Source organism: Pseudomonas sp. NFACC14 (genome assembly GCF_900106885.1).
Lineage (GTDB): Bacteria > Pseudomonadota > Gammaproteobacteria > Pseudomonadales > Pseudomonadaceae > Aquipseudomonas > Aquipseudomonas fluorescens_AA.
Genome location: NZ_FNOA01000039.1, coordinates 1 through 19,976, shown reverse-complemented (window position 1 = coordinate 19,976; position 19,976 = coordinate 1). Strand labels below are relative to the sequence as shown.

At 56.5% G+C, this 19,976-nt stretch carries 21 protein-coding genes; 4 read left to right on the top strand and 17 right to left on the bottom strand.

Annotation, left to right across the window (positions count from 1 at the left end):
• Positions 1-3: 3 nt before the first annotated feature.
• On the bottom strand, positions 4-1,125 hold the full coding sequence (locus BLU85_RS29530; protein ID WP_092205505.1) for an AAA family ATPase: 1,122 nt from the start codon (positions 1,123-1,125) through the stop codon (positions 4-6).
• A 646-nt stretch (positions 1,126-1,771) separates the two neighbouring features.
• Here BLU85_RS29530 and BLU85_RS29525 point away from each other — a divergent pair.
• Complete coding sequence (locus BLU85_RS29525) at positions 1,772-1,990, top strand: hypothetical protein (protein ID WP_092205504.1); 219 nt, start codon at positions 1,772-1,774, stop codon at positions 1,988-1,990.
• A 328-nt stretch (positions 1,991-2,318) separates the two neighbouring features.
• Positions 2,319-2,951, top strand: a complete 633-nt coding sequence (locus tag BLU85_RS29515; protein WP_256572914.1) for a histidine phosphatase family protein — start codon at positions 2,319-2,321, stop codon at positions 2,949-2,951.
• Between the two features lie 151 nt (positions 2,952-3,102).
• Here the strand turns inward: BLU85_RS29515 and BLU85_RS29510 are convergent, their stop codons facing one another.
• The 12 genes from BLU85_RS29510 to BLU85_RS29455 form a co-directional block, all read right to left on the bottom strand.
• A complete protein-coding gene (locus tag BLU85_RS29510) occupies positions 3,103-3,798 on the bottom strand; it encodes a DUF1963 domain-containing protein (RefSeq protein WP_092205503.1) in 696 nt (231 codons plus the stop codon).
• Positions 3,799-4,396: 598 nt separating this feature from the next.
• Positions 4,397-6,007: an AAA family ATPase gene (locus BLU85_RS29505; protein ID WP_092205502.1), complete on the bottom strand. Its 1,611-nt coding sequence runs from the start codon at positions 6,005-6,007 to the stop codon at positions 4,397-4,399.
• Between the two features lie 27 nt (positions 6,008-6,034).
• Positions 6,035-6,556 carry a 4Fe-4S single cluster domain-containing protein gene (locus tag BLU85_RS29500; protein WP_092205501.1) on the bottom strand — a complete coding sequence of 174 codons (522 nt, stop codon included), beginning with the start codon at positions 6,554-6,556 and terminating at the stop codon, positions 6,035-6,037.
• On the bottom strand, positions 6,557-7,189 hold the full coding sequence (locus BLU85_RS29495) for a DUF2997 domain-containing protein (RefSeq protein ID WP_092205500.1): 633 nt from the start codon (positions 7,187-7,189) through the stop codon (positions 6,557-6,559).
• 2 nt (positions 7,190-7,191) lie between these two features.
• On the bottom strand, positions 7,192-8,184 hold the full coding sequence (locus BLU85_RS29490; protein ID WP_092205499.1) for a hypothetical protein: 993 nt from the start codon (positions 8,182-8,184) through the stop codon (positions 7,192-7,194).
• A gap of 230 nt (positions 8,185-8,414) precedes the next feature.
• Complete coding sequence (locus BLU85_RS29485; RefSeq protein ID WP_092290080.1) at positions 8,415-8,840, bottom strand: hypothetical protein; 426 nt, start codon at positions 8,838-8,840, stop codon at positions 8,415-8,417.
• 449 nt (positions 8,841-9,289) lie between these two features.
• Positions 9,290-9,652 carry a DUF6124 family protein gene (locus tag BLU85_RS29480; protein ID WP_092205497.1) on the bottom strand — a complete coding sequence of 121 codons (363 nt, stop codon included), beginning with the start codon at positions 9,650-9,652 and terminating at the stop codon, positions 9,290-9,292.
• 639 nt (positions 9,653-10,291) lie between these two features.
• Positions 10,292-10,927 (bottom strand): SCO family protein, encoded by a 636-nt coding sequence (locus BLU85_RS29475; protein ID WP_092205496.1) that lies wholly within the window; start codon positions 10,925-10,927, stop codon positions 10,292-10,294.
• On the bottom strand, positions 10,924-11,823 hold the full coding sequence (gene cyoE / locus BLU85_RS29470) for a heme o synthase (protein WP_092205495.1): 900 nt from the start codon (positions 11,821-11,823) through the stop codon (positions 10,924-10,926). Before cyoE ends, BLU85_RS29475 begins: the two co-directional genes overlap by 4 nt.
• Entirely contained in the window at positions 11,811-12,890 is a 1,080-nt protein-coding gene (locus BLU85_RS29465) for a COX15/CtaA family protein (RefSeq protein ID WP_092205494.1), read from the bottom strand. The genes cyoE and BLU85_RS29465 overlap by 13 nt, the downstream gene beginning before the upstream one ends.
• Before the next feature lie 10 nt (positions 12,891-12,900).
• Positions 12,901-13,494, bottom strand: a complete 594-nt coding sequence (locus tag BLU85_RS29460) for a hypothetical protein (RefSeq protein ID WP_092205512.1) — start codon at positions 13,492-13,494, stop codon at positions 12,901-12,903.
• Entirely contained in the window at positions 13,460-14,197 is a 738-nt protein-coding gene (locus BLU85_RS29455; protein WP_092205493.1) for an SURF1 family protein, read from the bottom strand. Before BLU85_RS29455 ends, BLU85_RS29460 begins: the two co-directional genes overlap by 35 nt.
• A gap of 70 nt (positions 14,198-14,267) precedes the next feature.
• Here BLU85_RS29455 and BLU85_RS29450 point away from each other — a divergent pair, with 70 nt between their 5' ends.
• Entirely contained in the window at positions 14,268-14,471 is a 204-nt protein-coding gene (locus BLU85_RS29450; protein WP_092205492.1) for a twin transmembrane helix small protein, read from the top strand.
• A gap of 24 nt (positions 14,472-14,495) precedes the next feature.
• Here BLU85_RS29450 and BLU85_RS29445 read toward each other — a convergent pair whose 3' ends face one another.
• From BLU85_RS29445 to coxB, 4 genes are all read right to left on the bottom strand, one after another.
• Positions 14,496-15,383 (bottom strand): cytochrome c oxidase subunit 3, encoded by an 888-nt coding sequence (locus tag BLU85_RS29445; RefSeq protein ID WP_092205491.1) that lies wholly within the window; start codon positions 15,381-15,383, stop codon positions 14,496-14,498.
• Between the two features lie 24 nt (positions 15,384-15,407).
• Positions 15,408-15,959, bottom strand: coding sequence for a cytochrome c oxidase assembly protein (locus tag BLU85_RS29440; protein WP_092205490.1), 552 nt, complete (start codon positions 15,957-15,959; stop codon positions 15,408-15,410).
• Positions 15,960-16,080: 121 nt separating this feature from the next.
• Positions 16,081-17,673, bottom strand: coding sequence for a cytochrome c oxidase subunit I (gene ctaD, locus BLU85_RS29435; protein ID WP_092205489.1), 1,593 nt, complete (start codon positions 17,671-17,673; stop codon positions 16,081-16,083).
• Between the two features lie 82 nt (positions 17,674-17,755).
• Positions 17,756-18,883 carry a cytochrome c oxidase subunit II gene (coxB, locus tag BLU85_RS29430; protein WP_092205488.1) on the bottom strand — a complete coding sequence of 376 codons (1,128 nt, stop codon included), beginning with the start codon at positions 18,881-18,883 and terminating at the stop codon, positions 17,756-17,758.
• 374 nt (positions 18,884-19,257) lie between these two features.
• On the opposite strand from coxB, the gene BLU85_RS29425 reads away from it, so the two are divergent.
• On the top strand, positions 19,258-19,908 hold the full coding sequence (locus BLU85_RS29425) for a hypothetical protein (RefSeq protein ID WP_092205487.1): 651 nt from the start codon (positions 19,258-19,260) through the stop codon (positions 19,906-19,908).
• The last annotated feature ends 68 nt before the right edge of the window (positions 19,909-19,976 follow it).

Sequence of the window (19,976 nt, the reverse complement as noted above, 5' to 3'; positions counted from 1 at the left end):
TCGTCATGCCTGGGTTGTCAGCAGATGGGCCACCTGTCCGCGCGCCTCATGCAGACGCTGGGGAATGGTTTGGCTGTTGAAGTTGGCATCGATTTCGCGCAACAGCGCTTCCAGCAACGGGCTGGCAGGCGGTTCGCTGCGCGCCAGGTAATCCTCTGCCGTTTCAAGCAGACGATGCAGGCGAGCCATCGGTTGCAGCGTTGCTTCCTCGACGGCACTGAACAGATGGCTGTTGCTGCATTGGGCAAAAAGATCCTGCAGCACCTCGCGGCCGTGTTGCTGAATTTCCCGGGTCGGCAGCACGTAAAGCAGCGGCCAGAGGTCGGCTTCGCTGGCTTCCAGATGCCCGCGCAGCAGAGCCGCCGCTGCGATCAGACGTTGGGATTTGACGATACGTCGGTCGGAGAGCTGTATACCGGCCTCCCGCAACCGGCGGATGGCCTGGGCCAACGCGGGCCGCACCCGTGACAAATCGACGTCCTTGAGCGCGTGGCCCAGCGTGTCGAGCTGAGTCAGCCCCAGAAGTTGCGGAACCGGACGCTGCTCCGACTGCCAGCCGCCGGCCAGCATCGCTTCGAGCTGGTTGTCGGGTACCGCGTCCACGAACAGGTGCAGCAAAAAACGGTCGCCGAAGGCCGCCAGCGATTCGTCGTCGGGCAGGCCGTTCGCCGCTGCGACACAAATGCGCAAGGGGCACTGGACCTGGGTGTGACCACGGCGGAAACGTCGTTCGTTGAGCACGCCAAGCAGGGTGTTGAGGATGGCCGTCGAGCCCAGGAACACTTCATCCAGGAACACAATGTCGGCTTCAGGCAGCATGCCGCTGATATCGGTTTCAACCGTGCCTTCGCGCAGTTTCTTCAGATCGACCGTGCCAAACAGTTCCGAAGGCTCGGTAAAGCGTCCCAGCAGGTACTCGAAGTAACGACCACCCATGGACTGCGCGACCCGACGCACCACGGCGCTCTTCGCCGTGCCGGGCGGGCCCACCACCAGAATGTGTTCCTGGGCGACAGCCGCCAGCACGATCAACTCGGCCAACTGCTCGCGGCCGACCAGGCCCTCAGTGGCTGCACGAACGGCATGACGGATCTGATTGGCGGCGAGATCGAGCGAAGCGGACATGGGGCATCTTCCTTGAATCTGGAGGGCACATCTTGCCTGAAGGAGAGGGTGAGCTGGCAAGGTCATCGGCATGCAATGCGCAAGCTTGAGCCTGTTGTGTCGCGCTTTGTTGGGGAGCTGGGGGGTTATGAAGTGGCGGCGGGTTGAGGAGGTTGGCGGACGGGGAAACGGGCAGGGTTCATCCTTCCGTGATTCACTATGCAGCGCTAGAACGCACACTCATTCTCAGATTTACTCGGCGCCTCGAAAACTGGGTGCCACTGGAGGAAGCTAGACAGATCACCGTGACGTTCCATGAGGTTAGCTATTTTCGTGCCGAGGGGTGCGATCCGGATTTGGCCGAGAATGATTGTGTACTTCATGCGATTGGAACTGTGAGATCTGATGCCGAGACGGAAAGTTTTTACCTGTCGGATAACATTCCGGCAGAACAGCATTTAGTTGTGAGTTTAGTTGTGAGTTTTGCGTCAGGGCTGACATTACGAATACAGGCGGAGGAGGCTAGGTGTGAGATTGATGACTAGGCGCCCGCCGTGGCCAATTCTCGTCGGTCGTCACCGGCAGAGAGCGGCCAGCAGCCATTCCTTGCGCCAGTCAAACGCGCTGCGTACGCTCTGATCAGCGCTAATAGCCATTGGAAATGCATATGGAAAGCAATGCAGCATTGGAAATCGAGATGGCTGCCTACGATGAGTTTCTGGTTCAGTGGAATCAAGACGCCTTCCCGCAACAGAGGCTCGGCCAGGCTTTCTACAACTTTTTCAACCTCCATAAGCTTACGGATCAGACATTGCTGACCGGCCTCTATGAGGCTGATGGTAAAAAAGCTACAGCCTTGATTTCCCGAATTTTCAAAATCAGGTAGTAGTCGACTAACCGGCCAAGAACGGCTACTAGGGTTGGACTGCACTGAAGTCCTGTTCGAGGTTATTAACATGCTGGTTGAATGCGGAAGGTGCGGCCAAGGATACGTTCGAGCAATGCGTGTCCGGTCTACAAAAATCTCACTCTGGGTGTGCGAAGAATGTGAAGCAACGTGGAAGAGTCAGGCTGAAGTAAACGTCAGCAAATTTGAAGACTACGGAACGTTGATGGTCGGCATTGGATGCACTCCTTTATGGTCAGAGCTGGAGCCGCAGTGAAAAAGCATGTCATGGCTGCTTTCTATCAAATGTTTGTCCTGAGCGATGGAAATGGAACTCGTGAATCTATGTGTAATACGGCATGGGGAAACCGAGCCTAACGCTGAGAAGCGCTACGTCGGATCCATTGATCCCGGGCTGAATCAGCGGGGCAGAGAGCAGGCTCTCGCGCTCGCCAAGCACTTGCCGTCCAACCTGGACGCGATGGTTGTATCCCCTCTGCGCAGAGCCCAAGAAACCGCCGTTATCCTGAACCGCACGTTGAACCTCCCAAGCTCAACCCTGAATGCATTTCGCGAACGCAGTGTGGGCGTTTTCGAGGGGCTGACTCAGGCTGATGCAAGCGAGCGCTACCCAGAGCTTTGGTCTCAAAACATCACGCGGTGCTGGGCGGTTGGGCCAACGGATGGAGAGTCGGTGAGCGAGGTGGCTCAGCGTGTTCGAGAGGGGCTGCTCGAGCTGCAAAAGCGCTACCCGTCTAAACACGTTTTGCTGGTCGCCCACGGCTTCGTTGCCAAGACGATCCGGGCCTTGGCGAAAGCAGACTTTTCCGACTTCTATGATTGGCAACTCGGCAACGGGCAGATGCTCTTGCTGGAAAATGTTGATGTCGAGTTGCGCGATGCCTTCGGTCACAAGTGCCCTGAAGGGTGGGATCCTTCGGATTTGGTTTTGGAAAGGTAATGACCCTGGTGGTTGACTGCTTACGATGAGGTGAGAGGTTCAGGTAAGTCAGCGGATCGTGGTGTCCGAAAATAAATCCGTCCCCCTACTTTTCTGTGATTGAAAACAAGGACAGGTTCATTTTTTGACAAATAAATCTGCCCCCTGTCCTTCAGTAAAAATCGTAATAAAGCGCCCACTCCCCAGTTTCGTTGTGCTTCCAGAACATCAGGCTCCCACTGTCGACCACATTCAGATTGATCTTCGCATCCGATGAGATCTGGAACACAAACTCGAAGCTTTCACCCGGATCAACACCTGACTGGCAAAACGAGGGATAACCGCCGAACTTGTGTTCGTAGGTGTGGGTGATCAAGTCGTAATAGCTCTGTATCTCGCCCGCGCGTTCCAGCGTGAGGATTGCTTGCTCAAGATCCTCCGGGACACCACCGCCATCCCACAGTGGAAAGTCCTCCGGCACCGCTTGCGCTGTCAGTGGGAAAGGTTTGAGGAATGTACCTGCCACCGGCAAAGACTTGCGCACCAGCACATCATCTGGTCCATATTCGCGGATGACCCAATTATTCCCCATCGGCTCAAAGTGCTCGGGGAATGGGTTTGAAATGAACACCGTCAATACACGAACTCCCGCCAGCAGCGGGCTGTGGACGGGCAGGGCAGGCAGGTAAAACTGCGCATAGGGGAGCAACGGTTGCCCCGCCCGGTTGGTGGGTACACCTTCATCAGGCCGGAACAGGAAGACATTGCCCAGCCAGCTTTCTTCGTCGGTGCCGGCAGGACGAAAGCCGCCGGCAATGAGCTTCACGGCGGGGCGGGCCAGGCGTTGCTTGATTTCCTGGGTGTCCATGGCGATGTAAACCTCCTTTTTACTACAGGCATCAAGGCCGCAGATTGGCAGTGTACGAGGGTGGATAGCAGCGCTTTTCTGCCCGAGCTAGGCCACTTTAGCGTCCATCACGGATAAGAGGGTGGGCCTCCTCCACTCCCCTGAGCCAATGACTTTCCCGAGGGCTCCTAGCGTACCTGAGTGTTATCGATACCGGCTCGGTCAGTGGTAAGGAGACGATAGAGCCTGAGAGCAAGGCTGCAAAGCCGGCGGATTCTGGTGCAGTTGTAGGCAAATGCGCGAGGATGAGTGGTTTGGAGCGCGGTGCTCAGGTCTTGGTTTGGCCCACAGAAGGTGGGGAAGTAGGAGCAAGCATCCATCCATGCGAATGGTTTTGAAGGGGTAAATCTACGGAAAATAAATCTGTCCCCTTATTAGCCCTTCTTATTCTCTATCAGCCCTTCGCGTATGCACGCTTTTGAGCCGATAGCTGCCCCGCTCACCGAAATCCAAATCCGGCAGTTCGGAATTCTGTTTCGAGGGAAGAAATATTACCCCGGCCAGGCCATCAGCCGCGATGTGGAGAATAAAGCCTTACCCACTGAAAAATCACCGCAAATTAAAAATCAATTTTCCTGCCGCCGATTTGAGTTTCCGAATCATTCTGACCGGCAACCATAGCCGAAGCGCTAATTGCATTTTGATTCGCCCAATCACGAAGTTTTATAAACTCGTCTTTGCGCATTTTGCTCATGGGTACTAAACGCGAAATAGTAGTTTCAAAATCAACCATGGTCAGGTCGCTTACATCACCAGAGTTATTCATCCGTCGTGAGAACGCTTCAATCAGCGAGTCCCCAACCCAAGCTTCGATTTCAGCACCAGAAAGCACAATGTCTTTACCAAAATTCGACTCGCCTCCTAGAGCAGACAATCGATCCAAATCAAATTTTTCTGGGTCTCGTTTCAATTTTTTCAAATGTATTTCAAGAATCTTCTTTCTTTCCAATGTCGACGGAAAGTCAACGAAAAATATTTCGTCGAATCGCCCCTTTCTCAACAACTCCGGAGGTAAGCTGTTGATGTTATTAGCGGTAGCAAATACAAAAACAGGTGCCGTTTTTTCTTGCATCCAAGTCAACAATGTGCCGAATACGCGTGTAGCCGTGCCACCATCAGATGATCCTCCGGAAGAGCCGGAAAGTCCTTTTTCAATTTCATCGATCCATAGGATGCAGGGTGAAATAGCTTCGGCAGTACGTAGTGCTGAACGGATATTGGATTCTGAAGAGCCAACCACCCCTTGGAATATTTTTCCCATGTCCAAACGTAATAAGGGCATGTTCCATGACGACGATACGCATTTCGCCGTTAGAGACTTACCGCAACCAGGAACTCCAGTTAAGAGCAAACCCTTCGGGGTTCCGACACCGAAATCCTTAGCAGTCTGCCCAAAACACTGGCTACGCAAATGGAGCCACTTCTTAAGCGTTGCCAGGCCTCCTACATCCTCAAGACTTACTTTTGAGTCTATGTATTCCAAGATGCCTGTTTTCCGTATAATTTGCTTTTTTTCGGAAAGCAGATCCTTTACTGTACTTTCATTTAAACTCAGACTGGATACCAGTGAGCGAGACAAGCTATTGTCAATTTCTAATCCCGTGAGGCCCAAGGCGGCATCAATAATCTTATCTTTGGTTTCGCTGGAAAGATCAATCTTAACGTTGTTACTGCCTTGCCAGGAGTTAACAAAATTATTTATCTGATCCTTAACTTCATCTCTTGATGGCAAAGGAAAATCGATCAACGTGATTTCCTTCTGAAGTTCATTGGCAATTTCAAAGCTGGGCGCCACGATGATGCAGTTGCTGCGATATCCACGTGAGCGGATATTAATGGCTAAATCTCGAAGCCGACGACGATAGACAGGATTTGAGCTTGAGGTAAGGTAGTTATGAGCATCACAAAAAACAAAAATATTTTTGCTATCCTCCTCCTTCGCTTTTTCTTCGCAAAAGTCCAAGGCCATTTTCAGATCAAAGGTTTTATCCCCAGCCACGACGCCATTTATCTGGACTCCCAGCGTCGAGTTCCAAACGAACAAACGATGACTAAGCGCCTTGGCAATTTCAGAAACTTCATTGAGCGCACGCTCTTCCTCGAAAGTTTCAATCACCAAAATCGCATAACGCGCTTTGAGGTAATCTGTTATCTGCTTGGTACGCCTCATGTCTATTATCCCTGCGCTTGAACTGAGTTATACATGTGTCGGAAGACCGGTTTTGGTAACACCAGAATTTGAAATAACAAACTCGACGACTCTTCTTGTACGAAAAAAGTCAATATCGACTCTGTCACTGGTTTTGATGATCTGCTTGTGCTGATAGGGATGTTTCGCGTTATGCCGATACCGCCCCGCCAGCGTCAAGTCTACGGCTTTAACAACTCGAATCATGGCCTCATTCTGGAATATTTCTTTTGGCGTATAGCCTGTATAAAGTATCCAGTTTTTCTCGCCATTCACGGCCTGTATTAATTGCTCCAAGGCCGGCGCCTGATCGAGCGGCTCCCCTCCAGAGAGGGTAACCCCAACGATGTCTAGTGCATTTATCTTCTGTGCCAATTCATAAATAGGCATCAGCGTACTCGCTTCGCGAGGGTGGGTGCTCTGATTGAAGCAGCCCTTACAATTCAGCGCACAACCCTGCACCCATAATGTCAAGCGTAACCCGGGGCCGTTAACGCGGCTCAACTCCATATGGTGTACGTTGATTTCCATTTAGAAGTTCGCACTGAGAATTTGAAGGGTTTGCTCTTCATGGACTGCGGTATATTCCGGTTTCCACTCAGTCACAAGCTCCGCAGTAGGGCTAGAAAGTAGAGATTCAAGCTCTTCAGTAAGTTTTGTGCAGATATCCCCTTTCACCCCACGCACTTCCTCCGTAATTTTATCGCCCGTAAAGGTGACATAAATGCTGTATTCGTGGTTAGGTCCAAATTCAATCTCGAACCCTTGAGGAGTTTCTTTAACTCTTGCTGGAACACCTGATGCTTCTATGCGCTGGATGGTTTCATCGATGGCTACGCTGATATACGCTTTCTGAAAGTTTAAAGCCAAATCAGCCATTATCGCTTCATCGCCGGCCGAAAGAGTTCCACGTTCGATGAGGAGTTTATAGGAGCCCTTCTCAATTTGGCAGACAAATAGATTGAATTTGTCTGCCGTTTGGCCACAAATAGCTCTAAATTGCTGCTTGCCCATGTAACCTATTTTGCTCAACACCTTTTTACTGAAGTCGCTGACAAATACCGAAACCAGACCGGTCGTTGGGCTAAGTCCCATCTTGCCAAATGCTTTGGCAATGGCTTCTTCATCAACATAAGAAAATTCAAACGTTGTACAATGAGACATTGTTAAAGCTCCAGCTTGCGACGGAGAATATCTTCTTCGGCGCTCTGGATAGCAATTAATACGTCAGGGGCAACCTCAATATTGCGCATAGGTGCCTTGGATACAGGCGTAGCCTCAGGCGCAACGGTTTTTGAAACCGAGGTTGGTGTTCCAGAGTTGACAACCACTCGACGTCTTTGGGCTGCCGGTGATGCACCACTATCACCAAGGAGGCCTGCATCAATCGTTTCCAACAGCTTTCTTATTACCAGAGTTGGATTTGATGTGAGCTTTTCATATAGTCCAATGCGCAACAAAGCATCGGCTCCATCATTGAATTGCAATTTAACGAAGTAATTTTGATTTTCATCGCCAATGATGCCAATGCGCGAAAGCTGACTCAGATCCCGTGACAGTTTTCTCCAACGCTCACCATCAAATGACGCTACAGTTAATCTTGTCGCTGTTGCGGCAAAGGCATTGCTACCAATTTCAGCCCCGTCCGCATCAAAATTCTGGTAGCTAACCAGAACTTTCTCCCCTACAGGAAATCCCAGAGCGGTTGCCAAGTATTCATTGGTCGAAAAATCGATATCGGCATGAAACTTTAAGCTTTTTGACAAAATATAAAGGCTAAAGAGGCCTAATAACCCATAACTTATTGCACTCAGCGCGTGCTCCGGCGCAAGAAATACAAAAACTGCGAAAATAAAAACAATGATCCCGTAACCGTAATTTATGGCCGTTTGTGTGCTGAGTTTTTTATCTCTATAACCCTGAAATGTTTTGCCGGGAACATATTTTTTTGAAGGTGCAAATAGTAGGGTGCATGCACCAAAAAAAACCAGACAAATTAGCCCTATTGCAGCTTGGCGCTTTTGCCCATTTTGCAATCCGTCAAGAAACATCCACGTACCGGTAACGATGAAAATAGGTAAAGATGCCAGTACTGCAAGTCCGGTTTTCTTACCTTTGGTGGCCATCATCATAGCCCACATCGGGATAGTCTTTATCATTCATAAACCTTCTAGATTTGGTGCAGAAGCGCGGCAGGGAGGGTGTGACGGTAGAACTACTCTACATGATGATCTTTGGTTTATCACGCACTAGGAATGGTCTGAAGTAGCCATACGTTTCGAGCTAATTTCGACCATTGCCGATTTTGAAAGTGACGAGTCGATCCAAAACAGATCATGCGAAGACGCTCTTTTACCGCTCACTCCAGTTCGCTCGGCGAGCTCTTCAATCAGCGTTTCATGGCATCACACTCGTTGCGCAAGTCGCTATTGCTGATGGAGCCACAACTTTCCCCCTTCGTCTTGGCATAGCAATATTGGCGTTGGTCGCTGTCGCTGATGCTACCGCAGCTCTCGCCCTTGGTTTCCGCATAGCATGTATTACGCAGGTCACTGTCGCTGATAGAGCCACAGCTTTCCCCCTTCGTCTTGGCATAGCAATAATTGCGCTGGTCGCTGTCGCGAATGCTACCGCAGCTCTCGCCCTTGGTTTCCGCATAGCAGGTATTACGCAGGTCACTGTCGTTGATAGAGCCACAGCTTTCCCCGTTCGTCTTGGCATAGCAATAATTGCGTTGATCGCTGTCGCTGATGCTGCCGCAACCAGCATAAGCGTATCCACTTAACATCATTAACACTGCAATGATGACTTTCATCTTCCTCTCCATTGATTGCCAGGGCGCGCCTGGCGCTTATTGATCCAAGATCATTTGCGGCAAAAAAGGCTATCATATTGACATCATTCTATGGATAAGTTCCATGATCGAATATGAGGGGCGCAGCTCGCCAACCTGCTTACAGCTGCCGCCCACTACTTGGCGATGATCCGTTGGAAAGGCACCGGAAATACCGCCTTTCGCGCCGAACTCGATTGCGACAGGGTGGTGCACAAGGACTTTTCACAGCTGCTCGCCATCCCCCTGCGCGAAGGTTGTGATTTGATGGATAGGGTGGCTTGACGCTTGCGGGCACAGGCTAAGGGGGGAAGGTGGTGGGAATGCAGGAAAAAGATTTGAGAATAATTTAGAGATTGTTCGCCCGCTTCTACGGATAAAAAAACCAAAACCCGACGCAAAGCGTCGGGTTTTTCATTGGGAAATAAATCCTATTGCCGCAGCTCCACGTTATCCAATACCCGATTCGCCAGCAACGAACTCAGCTCAATCAACTGCTGAATCCCAAGCGCCATATGACGCCGCGATCCATCCAGATCAAACGCCAGATCACTCACCATGGCATCCGCCGAGGCCAGGGTTTCGCTGAGGTTGGCGAGCAAGCATTCGTTATCGAGGCCTTTCACGACGGTGAATAGCTGACCCGGTTTTGGCTCGTCTTGGGATTTATCCGGCTTCGGCAGCAAGTAGTGATCGAGCACGCGTTTGGTGGTTTCGTCTTGCTGCTTAGCTTTGGATTTTGCGGACGTAGAAGTGGAATCTGCTTTTGGCGGATTCGGAGTAATTTTGAACATCGGTGTGACCCTCATAGTAGGCCGCACCATATCGCTACTAAACGAAAGGGTGGCGGCTGTGCGCAAGTTAGTAGACCGGTGATCACACCAAACCCGGCGCGCCCGAGGGCGCCATGCACACAGCCACCATCAAGAACAGGCAGATACCTGACTGATAGAGCTTGTACAACCGAGATGTGAACCGGGCTACTAAACCCGACCACTGATGGGCAGTGGCAGGAAAACAATAGAACCCAGGGACAAGGCGCACAAGCGGGCGGATTCTGGCGTAGTTGTAGGCAAAGGCGCAAGGATTCGTGGGTTGGTGGAGGTGTGTAGGTGGGGGCTGTAGGAGCAGGGTTTGCCGGCGATGCGGGAGACTTGTTTTGGTCTGGAACCGTGTCGATTTCATCGCGAGCGAGCTCGCTCCCACAGGGGTTGGGGGCGGTTGCAGATGCTGTGTTCACCAACACCTGGTGTGGGAGCGGGGGCAGGGGGCCCCTCGCCCTGAACCCGGCCATCGCGTTGTGCCATGTTGATCGTGTTCAGCTTTTTGGGGGCTGCTGCGCAGCCCAGCGGGGATAAATCCCCTCGCCACAAGGGACTTCCTTACCACAAGGAATGGGCATGGCTTAGCGGAGCGGCATGCTCCTGGAGGCGCTATTTGCGCTTCAGCATCTCCGGCAACTGCGCCACCAGTTTCTGGTTATTCAACGGCGCACGAATAAATCCGCGTTGGGTACCGTCCGGCCCAATCACTGCGAGGTTGCCACTGTGATCAACCGTGTAATTGGGCTTGCTGGTATCCGCCGGAATGAACGGAATGCTCACCGCATTCGCCAGTTTCTGCAGGTCTTCAACCGATGAAGCCGTCAGACCAATGAACTGCGGATCAAAGTACCCCAGGTACTGCTTCAACTGCTTGGGCGTGTCGCGGTTCGGGTCGACGCTGACCAGTACGATCTGCAACTTATCCACAGCCTCTTTCGGCAACTCGCTTTTGATCTGGCGCAGTTGGGCGAGGGTGGTGGGGCAGATGTCCGGGCAGAAGGTGTAGCCGAAGAACAGCAGGCTCCATTTATCCTTCAAGCCGTCGACTGCCACCGGCTGGCCGTCCTGGTCGGTCATTTTCACGTCCGGCAGGGTGCGGCTTTGCGGCAGCAGGATGATGCCGGCGTCGATCAGCGCGGTCGGGTCGCCCTGGCCTTTGCCGGACAGCACTTTGTTGATGGTCAGGCCGAGGATCAACGCGATCACGGCCACGAGGATGAAGACGGTTTTCTGGGTTCGAGTCATAGGCTCAACAGTAAGTAATGATCTACAAGCAGGGCGATGAACAGCAGGAACAAGTAGTAGATAGAGTACTTGAACGTATTGATCGCCGCGTGCGGCCGACTGCCACGGTACAACACCACGGCCCATTGCAGGAACCGGGCGCCCAGTACGAGCGCGCAAACAAGATAGAGCATCCCGCTCATATGGATCACGAACGGCATCAGGCTCACCGCCAGCAGCACCAGGGTGTAGAGCAGGATATGGATCTTGGTGTAGTGCTCGCCGTGGGTCACCGGCAGCATCGGGATGTCGGCCTTGGCGTATTCCTCTTTGCGGTGGATGGCCAGGGCCCAGAAATGCGGCGGGGTCCAGGCGAAGATGATCAGTACCAGCAGCAGTGGTTCGGCGCTGATATGCCCGGTGGCCGCCACCCAGCCCAGCAGCGGTGGCGCCGCGCCAGCGAGGCCGCCGATGACGATGTTCTGCGGCGTCGCGCGTTTGAGGAAGCCGGTATAGACCACGGCATAACCCAGCAGTGAGGCGAGGGTCAGCCAGGCTGTCAGTGGGTTGGTGAAGGCCAGCAGCAAGGCTTGGCCGATCACGGCCAGGGCCAGGGCGAAGGTCAGTGCGGCGGCGGGGGAGATCCGCCCTTCGGCCAGTGGCCGTTTGTGGGTGCGGGCCATGACTGCGTCGATGCGCCGGTCCACCACATGGTTGACCGCCGCCGCGCCGCCGGCACACAGGGCGATACCCAGGTTGCCGAAGACCAGCACCGTCCATGGCACGCCGGCGCGGGTGGCGAGGAACATGCCCACCAGCGAGGTGATCAGCATCAGCACCACCACTTTGGGCTTGGTCAGCTCCAGGTAATCGCGCCAGATCGCTTGGCTGTGGCGTTCACCGGTCAAGGTTGCCATGGCATCTCTCCTTTTATTGTCAGGGGGCTGGCGCCGTGTTTATGCGGGTTGAACCGCCAGCGCAGCGGGACTTGATGCTTGACCCGGACCAGGCTGGTACGGGCGTGATAGTTGACCAATACCAGGGTCAGCAGCAACGCGGCGCCTCCGGCGTTGTGGGCGACGGCCACCGGCAGCGGCAGATGGAACAGCACGTTGCTGATGCCCAAGGTGATCTGCGCCGCCAGTGCCGTCAGCACCAGCCCGGCCAGGCGGGTCATGCCGACGGTCTTCAATTGCCAGGCCAGCCCCATCAGCACCACGGTCACCAGCAAGGCGCCGATGCGATGGGTCAGGTGGATGGCGGTGCGGGCGTCGCTGTCCAGTTGCCCGCCCAAGTAGTTGGGGCCGATGTGCTGGGTCAGGTGGAAGCCGTTGGCAAAGTCGGCCGGTGGCAGCCATTGGCCGTGGCAGGTAGGGAAGTCGATACAGGCCACGGCGGCGTAGTTGGAGCTGACCCAGCCGCCGAGGGCGATCTGGCCGATCACCAGCAACAGCCCGGCGGTGGCCCAATGTTGCAGGCGCTTGGGCACGGTCAGCGCCGGCAGCACGCCGGATAATCGCAAGGTCAGCAGGAACAACAGGCTCAACGTCGCGAAGCCGCCCAGCAGATGCCCGGTGACCACCTGCGGCCAGAGTTTCAGGGTCACGGTCCACATGCCGAATGCCGCTTGTGCGAAGACCACCGCCAGCAGGAACAGCGGCAACTTCAATGGCTGGCCCGGGCGGTGGCGGTTCATCCAGGACCGTGCCGCCAACGCGACGATCATCAAGCCCAGGGTCCCGGCGAAGTAGCGATGGACCATCTCGTTCCAGCCCTTGTGGGCTTCCACCGGGGTGTCGGGAAAGTGCAGCTCGGCATGGGCCAGTTGGGCTTCGCTCTTGGGCACGCTGATGAACCCGTAGCAACCGGGCCAATCGGGGCAGCCGAGGCCGGCGTGGGTGAGCCGGGTGTAGGCGCCCAACAGGACGACGATCAGTGCCAGCAGCGTGGCAAACAGCGCGAGGCGAAATCCAGGTTTGGCCATGTCGATGCCCTCATCCGATGTTCGACAGTTTCAGCAAGTGGCGCAGGTCGTTGAGCAGATCCTTGCCCTTGACCCGGGCGTCGTAGCGCAGCACCAGGTTGCTGTGGGGGTCGATGATCCACAGTTGGGCGCCGCCGGAGCCCTGGGCGCCTTTCTGATAGGCCGGCAGGTCCAGTGGGTAGCGTTGCAGTTGCGGGTATTCGCGCTGCAATTGCCCGTCATATTCAGCGTCCAGCGGTTGTGCGATAGCCAAGGCGTGGCTGGCGCGGGAGGCGTCGCGGCCGAGGCCGATCTGCACCTGCCGGGCGAGGTACACCAGTTGCCGGCAATCCACCGAGCATTCCTGTGGCGCCGTGACCAGGATCTGCCAGCGCTGTTCATCGGCCTGCACGCCAATCTCGGCGCGGGTCTGGCCGTTGCCGATCAGTTCGCCGTGGTAGCTGCGGCTGTCGGGCACCCAGAACTGGAACTTGTACATGCCGGTGGCCAGGATCATCGGGCCGATCACCCCCAACAAGATCAGCAGCAATTGCACGCGGCCCTTGCGACGGCTGTGTGCCGTGGGCGCCTCAGACGTGTTGGTTGGATTCATGGTGCTTCCCATGGTGTCTCCCTGCGTTGTGCCATCCGAGATAAAGAAAAAGGCCGAACAGGGCCGCCGCCATGGCGAACCACTGCACGGCATAACCGAGGTGTTTTTCCGGACCCATGGCCACCACCGGCCAATCGGTCCGGTAGGCGCCGGGGCCGCTTTGTTGGCGCAATTCGTAGGCGAAGCCATTGCGGCCCAGTTCGGCCCAGAGCTTGTCCGGCTCGATGGCGGTGACCAGTCGCGGCCAGGGCGCGCCCGTCGGGTCGGCGTGGAGCTGGAACGTCGCGCCCGGTGCGACATAGACCCAGGCCTGGAGGCTGATGGGTGGTTCCGGCGTGTCGAAGACCGGCGGGGTGCGCCGGTCCGGCCAGGGCAGCCAGCCGCGATTGACCAGCAGCCAGAGCCCGGTCCGGTGATCGAGGAACGGTTGCAGCAACTCGACGCCGACCTTGCCGTCGTGTTGGCGGTTATCCAGCAGGATGCTGTGCTCGGTGTCGAACTGGCCCTGCAGCGTGACCGCTCGAAAAGCCGGGTCGGTGGTGTGCGCCAGCTCGGTGCTGTCCATCGGCGGCGCCACGCGGCGCTCTGCGTAAGTGTCCATGAGCACGCGTTTCTGTTCGCCCCGGCTCAATTGCCAGAACCCCAGGCACACCATCACCGGCACCAGCACGGCCACCACCAGAGACGGCACGATGCCTGGCCGGAAACCTTTCATGGTGCCGTCCGAAAGCCATCGAACGGGATAGCTATACTCACGTGCATCGCGTCCCCCCGGAGTGTTCCTGATGCTAAAAGCCGCCATCGTCCTGATGCTGATTGCCACGATTGCCAGCCTGTTCAGCGGCCTGTTTTTTCTAGTCAAGGACGACAGCGATTCCAATCGCCTGGTCATCGCCCTGGCGATTCGGGTCAGCCTGGCCGCCGTCACCGTCGGCCTGATCGCCTGGGGTTTCTTCAGCGGCCAGTTGGTGTCCCACGCTCCCTGGTAAAGAGCCGCCTTGGTAACGTCTGCCTCAGAGCACGTAGACGAAGATGAACAAGCCGATCCACACCACATCGACGAAGTGCCAGTACCAGCTCGCCGCCTCGAAGCCGAACTGGTGCTCGTTGTCGAAGTGCCCGCGCAGGATGCGCATCAGCATCACGAACAAAATGATCGTGCCGATGGTGACGTGGGCGCCGTGAAAGCCCGTGAGCATGAAGAAGGTCGCGCCGTAGACGCCGGAGCCCAGGGTCAGGCCCAGCTCTTTATAAGCGTGGATGTATTCCTCGGCCTGGAAGCCCAGGAAGGCGCAACCCAGCAGCACGGTGATCGCCAGCCAGAGTTTCAGCGCGCCGCGATGGCCTTTTTTCAAGGCATGGTGGGCGATGGTGACGGTGACGCTGGAGCTGACCAGCAGGATGGTGTTGAGCAGCGGCAAGCCCCAGGGGCTGATGACCTCCTTGGGCGCCGGGAAGAGTTTCGGGTCGGGGTTGTGCAGCAACGGCCAGGCGAACTCGAAGGTCGGCCAGAGCATATGGGAAATGCCCTTGGGACCTTCGCCGGCCAGACCTGGCGCGGAAATCGTGCGCACATAAAACAGTGCGCCGAAGAACGCGATAAAGAACATCACCTCGGAAAAGATGAACCAGCTCATGCCCCAGCGGAACGAGCGGTCGAGCTGGGCGCTGTACAGCCCGGCGCGGCTTTCCTTGATCACCGCGCCGAACCAGCCGAACAGCATGTAGGCCACCAGCAGGCCGCCGACGAAAAAGATCAGCGGGCCGTGGGATTCGGGCCGGGCGGCTTTCAGGTCATTGAACCAGGTCGCCAGGCCGTACACCGTGACGAACATCCCGACCGTGGCGATGATCGGCCATTTGCTCTGGGCCGGAACGTAATAGTGTTCGTGAGTTGCCATTTATTGTTCTCCTTATCGGGCACGCTATCGGTCAGTGTTTACAGCCACCGGTGGATGACGAGCGGTGATATCGAACAGCGTGTAGGACAGCGTCAGGTGCTTCACTTCCTTGGGCATGTCCCGGTCGACGATGAAGCGCATGGGCATTTCGATGCGTTCGCCGGGTTGCAGCACTTGCTGGGTAAAACAAAAACATTCGGTCTTGTGGAAATACGCCGCCGCGGTGCTCGGCGCGATGCTCGGCACCGCCTGGGCACTCATCGGCCGGTCGGTGGGGTTGTGGGCGACAAACACCATTTCGTTCACCGCCCCCGGCTGGACCACCAACTGATCGCCCTTGGGGTAGAAGTCCCAAGGCATGTCCACCGAATTGGTCGACAGGAACTGCACGCGAACCTGGCGTGATTCGTCGACGGTCTGCTCGCCTTCGTACTGCCCGGCGGTCTTGCCGTTGATGCCGAACGCCTTGCACATCACGTCGTAGATCGGCACCAGGGCAAACCCGAAGACGAACATGGCCACCACCACCAGCAACAGGCGGGTGACCAGTTTTTTCATCGAAATCGAATCAGCCATGATTTCCAGTCCCTACCAGGAACCCTGTGGGAGCGAGCTTGCTCGCGATAGCGGTGTGTCTGACACACCGAGTCGCCGCCATCGCGAGCAAGCTCGCTCCCACATAAGGCCCCGGTGTCATCTATTTCACTTCCGGCGGCGTGGTAAAGGTGTGATACGGCGCCGGCGACGGCACGCTCCACTCCAGTCCTTCGGCACCGTCCCAAGGCTTGGCCGGTGCGGGTGGGCCGCCGCGGATGGTCTTGATCACGATGAACAGGAAGAAGATCTGCGTGGTGCCGAACATGAACGCGCCGATGGACGAGACCATGTTGAAGTCGGCGAACTGCAGGTTGTAGTCGGGAATCCGCCGCGGCATGCCCGCAAGGCCGACGAAGTGCATCGGGAAGAACGCCATGTTCATGCCGATGAAGGACAGCCAGAAGTGCAGCTTGCCGAGGGTTTCGTCGTACATGTGGCCGGTCCATTTCGGCAGCCAGTAGTAGGCCGAGGCGAAGATCCCGAAGATCGCGCCGGGCACCAGCACATAGTGGAAGTGCGCGACCACGAAGTAGGTGTCCTGGTACTGGAAGTCCGCCGGGGCGATGGCCAGCATCAGCCCGGAGAAACCACCGATGGAAAACAGGATCACGAACGCCACGGCAAACAGCATCGGCGTCTCGAAGGTCAGTGAGCCTTGCCACATGGTGCTCGCCCAGTTGAACACCTTCACCCCGGTGGGCACGGCGATCAGCAGGGTGGCGTACATGAAGAACAGCTCGCCCACCAGCGGAATGCCGACCACGAACATGTGGTGCGCCCAGACGATGAACGACAGGAACGCGATGGCGGCCGTGGCGTAGACCATCGAGGTGTAGCCGAACAACGGCTTGCGCGAGAACGCCGGGATGATCGAGCTGACGGCACCGAAGGCCGGCAGGATCATGATGTACACCTCGGGGTGGCCGAAGAACCAGAACACGTGCTGGAACAGCACCGGGTCACCGCCACCGGCGGCACTGAAGAAGCTGGTGCCGAAGTGGATGTCCATCAGCATCATCGTCACGCAGCCGGCCAGCACCGGCATCACCGCGATCAGCAGGAACGCGGTGATCAGCCAGGTCCAGACGAACAGCGGCATTTTCATCAGGGTCATGCCGGGGGCGCGCAGGTTGAGGATGGTGGCGATCACGTTGATCGCGCCCATGATCGAGCTGATGCCCATCAGGTGGATGGCGAAGATGAAGAACGTCACGCTTTCCGGCGCGTAGGTGGTGGACAGTGGCGCGTAGAAGGTCCAGCCGAAGTTCGGCCCGCCGCCCGGGGTGAACAGCGTCGAGACCAGCAACAGGAACGCCGCCGGCAACAGCCAGAAGCTGAAGTTGTTCATGCGCGGCAGGGCCATGTCCGGCGCGCCGATCATCAGCGGGATCATCCAGTTGGCGAGGCCGACGAAGGCTGGCATCACCGCGCCGAAGACCATCACCAGGCCATGCATGGTGGTCATCTGGTTGAAGAACGCCGGCTCCACGATCTGCAGGCCCGGCTGGAACAGCTCGGCGCGGATCACCATGGCGAACGAGCCGCCCAGCAGGAACATGGAGAAGGCGAACCACAAGTACAGCGTGCCGATATCCTTGTGGTTGGTGGTCAGTACCCAGCGCATCAGGCCCTTGGCGGGGCCGTGGGCGTGGTCGGCACCGGCATGACCGTGGTCATCGATCACAGCACTCATGTCCTGTCTCCTTCGAACGAGTGGGCTGGACGGTGCGGGGCGGCAAGCCCCGACCGGTTACGGGAACACACGTCAGGCCGGCTCATTTGCTTTCCGCCTGTTTGAGTTCCAGCACTTCTTTTGGCGTAACCATGTCGCCCTTGTTGTTGCCCCAGGCGTTACGTTCATAGGTCACGACCGCGGCGATATCGACTTCCGACAATTGTTTGCCGAACGCGGCCATGGCGGTGCCCGGCTTGCCGTGGAAGACAATGCTCAGGTGATCGGCCTTGGGCCCGGTGGCGATTTTCGAGCCCTTGAGCGCCGGGAACATCGGCGGCAGGCCCTGGCCTTCGGCCTGGTGACAGGCCACGCAGGTGGTGTGGTAGATCTTGTCGCCACGTTCCTTGAGTTCTTCGAGCGTCCATTCCTTGCTGGTCAGCTCTTTAAGCTGCGCGGCTTCGGCCTTGCGTTCGCCCAGCCATTTCTCATAGTCGGGCTTGCTCTTGACCTCCACCACGATCGGCATGAAACCGTGGTCCTTGCCACACAGCTCGGCGCACTGGCCGCGGTACAGGCCGGGCTTGTCGACACGGGTCCAGGCTTCGTTGACGAACCCGGGGATCGCATCGCGCTTGACCGCGAAGGCCGGCACCCACCAGGAGTGGATCACGTCGGCGGAGGTCACCAGAAAGCGCACCTTGGCATCGACCGGCAGCACCAGCGGCTTGTCGACCTCCAGCAGGTAGTGCTCGCCCTTGGCGCTCTGGTTATGGATCTGTTCGGCGGGGGTGGCCAGGTTGCTGAAGAACTCGACGTCCTGGCCCAGGTACTTGTAGTGCCATTTCCACTGATAGCCAGTGATCTGGATATCGATGTCCGACTCGCTGGAGTCGTACATCTTGATCAGGGTGGCGGTGGCGGGAATCGCCATCAGCACCAGGATCACGAAGGGCACGATGGTCCAGAGGATTTCGACGCGAGTGTTTTCGTGGAAGTGCGCGGCATTCTGGCCGGTCGAGCGGCGGTGCATCATCATCGACCAGAACATGGCACCGAAGACGATGATGCCGATGACCACACAGATCCAGAAGATGGTCATGTGCAGGTCGAACACTGCGTTGCTGATCTGTGTGGCTCCAGGCGCCATATTCACAGTCCAGGCCGCTTGTGCCTGGCTGAAAATCGACCACAACAGGAGGCCCATCCATACGTGTGGATGTCGCGTCATTGCGGGTTCCCCTTATCGTTCTTGTTATCCCGTAGGCGTAACGCCTGCGGCAAGGGATCGGCTACTTCAGACTACCAACTTGAACCGCCGCGCCTTGCTGCACATGCAATCGGGTGTCATCAGCTAACTCCATTCCAACCCGAGTATAGACAGCACCTGCAACCTCGCAACGCGATGGCGTAAATCGTTTGAAACAGCCGGGGCTTGCGCTAGAGCCCACGAATGGAGAAGGATGCGAGCCTGAGTGATGGCAAACCGATATAACTGCGACGCAGCAAGGATGAGGCGGTTATGAAAAATAGGTCTTAGGAGTGTTTTTGGGCCAGCTAAGTTATGTCTTCCCTATTTCTTTGCCTTTGTTTCCTGGAGTTGTCATGAACACCGCCGCATTGCGCGAGCAGATCCAAAAAGCCCAACAACACGAAGCCGAGACCGGCCAGTTGACCCGTCAGTTGACGGCCCAACTGCCGAACCTGCACCGAGCCATTCAATTGCCGGACGCGAACGCCAACGACGTCCTGGCGCGTTTTGTCGCCGCCTACATTGATGAAGTCCCCGACCTGCTGGATGCAGCCAATGATGTCGCCAGGGAGGCGGGTATCGAGTCGCAGATCAAACCGGTACTGAAGATTGCCGAACAGTACTTCCTCCAGCCGCCGACCATCATGGCCGGGCATGTCGGGCTCGACAGCCTCCTGGACGAAGCCTACCTGGCGCATCGGTTCGTCGAAGAGGTCAACGACCTGTACATCAAGCATTTCGGCCAGCCATTGATCCCCTTGGACATGACGGTCGCCAATCTGATCGCCCACCAGTTGATCGGTGAGGCATTTGCCAACCAACTCGATGAAGTGGTCCATCACGCGTTCGATGAGATGCTCAACGACGAGACGTTTGCATTGGAGTCGGTAGAAACCTACCGCGAGAAGCTCAGCAGCCCGGAAACCGGCGCGGCCTGGAAGCGCTGGCCGTGCATGTCCCGTCGTCTGGGCGTGGGGCTGGAGCTGGATCAGCCGGCGGCTTGATCCATCAGGACAACTTAAACCCTGTGTGGGAGCGAGCTCGCTCGCGATGGCATTGCATCAGCAACATC

Coding starts and splice junctions, on each gene's coding strand:
- BLU85_RS29465 (WP_092205494.1), bottom strand. CDS start 12,890: ATGGCCAAACCTGGATTTCGCCTCGCGCTGTTTGCCACGCTGCTGGCA.
- BLU85_RS29525 (WP_092205504.1), top strand. CDS start 1,772: ATGGAAAGCAATGCAGCATTGGAAATCGAGATGGCTGCCTACGATGAG.
- coxB (WP_092205488.1), bottom strand. CDS start 18,883: ATGACGCGACATCCACACGTATGGATGGGCCTCCTGTTGTGGTCGATT.
- BLU85_RS29495 (WP_092205500.1), bottom strand. CDS start 7,189: ATGTCTCATTGTACAACGTTTGAATTTTCTTATGTTGATGAAGAAGCC.
- ctaD (WP_092205489.1), bottom strand. CDS start 17,673: ATGAGTGCTGTGATCGATGACCACGGTCATGCCGGTGCCGACCACGCC.
- BLU85_RS29515 (WP_256572914.1), top strand. CDS start 2,319: ATGGAACTCGTGAATCTATGTGTAATACGGCATGGGGAAACCGAGCCT.
- BLU85_RS29445 (WP_092205491.1), bottom strand. CDS start 15,383: ATGGCAACTCACGAACACTATTACGTTCCGGCCCAGAGCAAATGGCCG.
- cyoE (WP_092205495.1), bottom strand. CDS start 11,823: ATGGCAACCTTGACCGGTGAACGCCACAGCCAAGCGATCTGGCGCGAT.
- BLU85_RS29510 (WP_092205503.1), bottom strand. CDS start 3,798: ATGGACACCCAGGAAATCAAGCAACGCCTGGCCCGCCCCGCCGTGAAG.
- BLU85_RS29530 (WP_092205505.1), bottom strand. CDS start 1,125: ATGTCCGCTTCGCTCGATCTCGCCGCCAATCAGATCCGTCATGCCGTT.
- BLU85_RS29505 (WP_092205502.1), bottom strand. CDS start 6,007: ATGAGGCGTACCAAGCAGATAACAGATTACCTCAAAGCGCGTTATGCG.
- BLU85_RS29460 (WP_092205512.1), bottom strand. CDS start 13,494: ATGGGAAGCACCATGAATCCAACCAACACGTCTGAGGCGCCCACGGCA.
- BLU85_RS29500 (WP_092205501.1), bottom strand. CDS start 6,556: ATGGAAATCAACGTACACCATATGGAGTTGAGCCGCGTTAACGGCCCC.
- BLU85_RS29450 (WP_092205492.1), top strand. CDS start 14,268: ATGCTAAAAGCCGCCATCGTCCTGATGCTGATTGCCACGATTGCCAGC.
- BLU85_RS29480 (WP_092205497.1), bottom strand. CDS start 9,652: ATGTTCAAAATTACTCCGAATCCGCCAAAAGCAGATTCCACTTCTACG.
- BLU85_RS29440 (WP_092205490.1), bottom strand. CDS start 15,959: ATGGCTGATTCGATTTCGATGAAAAAACTGGTCACCCGCCTGTTGCTG.
- BLU85_RS29425 (WP_092205487.1), top strand. CDS start 19,258: ATGAACACCGCCGCATTGCGCGAGCAGATCCAAAAAGCCCAACAACAC.
- BLU85_RS29490 (WP_092205499.1), bottom strand. CDS start 8,184: ATGATAAAGACTATCCCGATGTGGGCTATGATGATGGCCACCAAAGGT.
- BLU85_RS29455 (WP_092205493.1), bottom strand. CDS start 14,197: ATGAAAGGTTTCCGGCCAGGCATCGTGCCGTCTCTGGTGGTGGCCGTG.
- BLU85_RS29485 (WP_092290080.1), bottom strand. CDS start 8,840: ATGAAAGTCATCATTGCAGTGTTAATGATGTTAAGTGGATACGCTTAT.
- BLU85_RS29475 (WP_092205496.1), bottom strand. CDS start 10,927: ATGACTCGAACCCAGAAAACCGTCTTCATCCTCGTGGCCGTGATCGCG.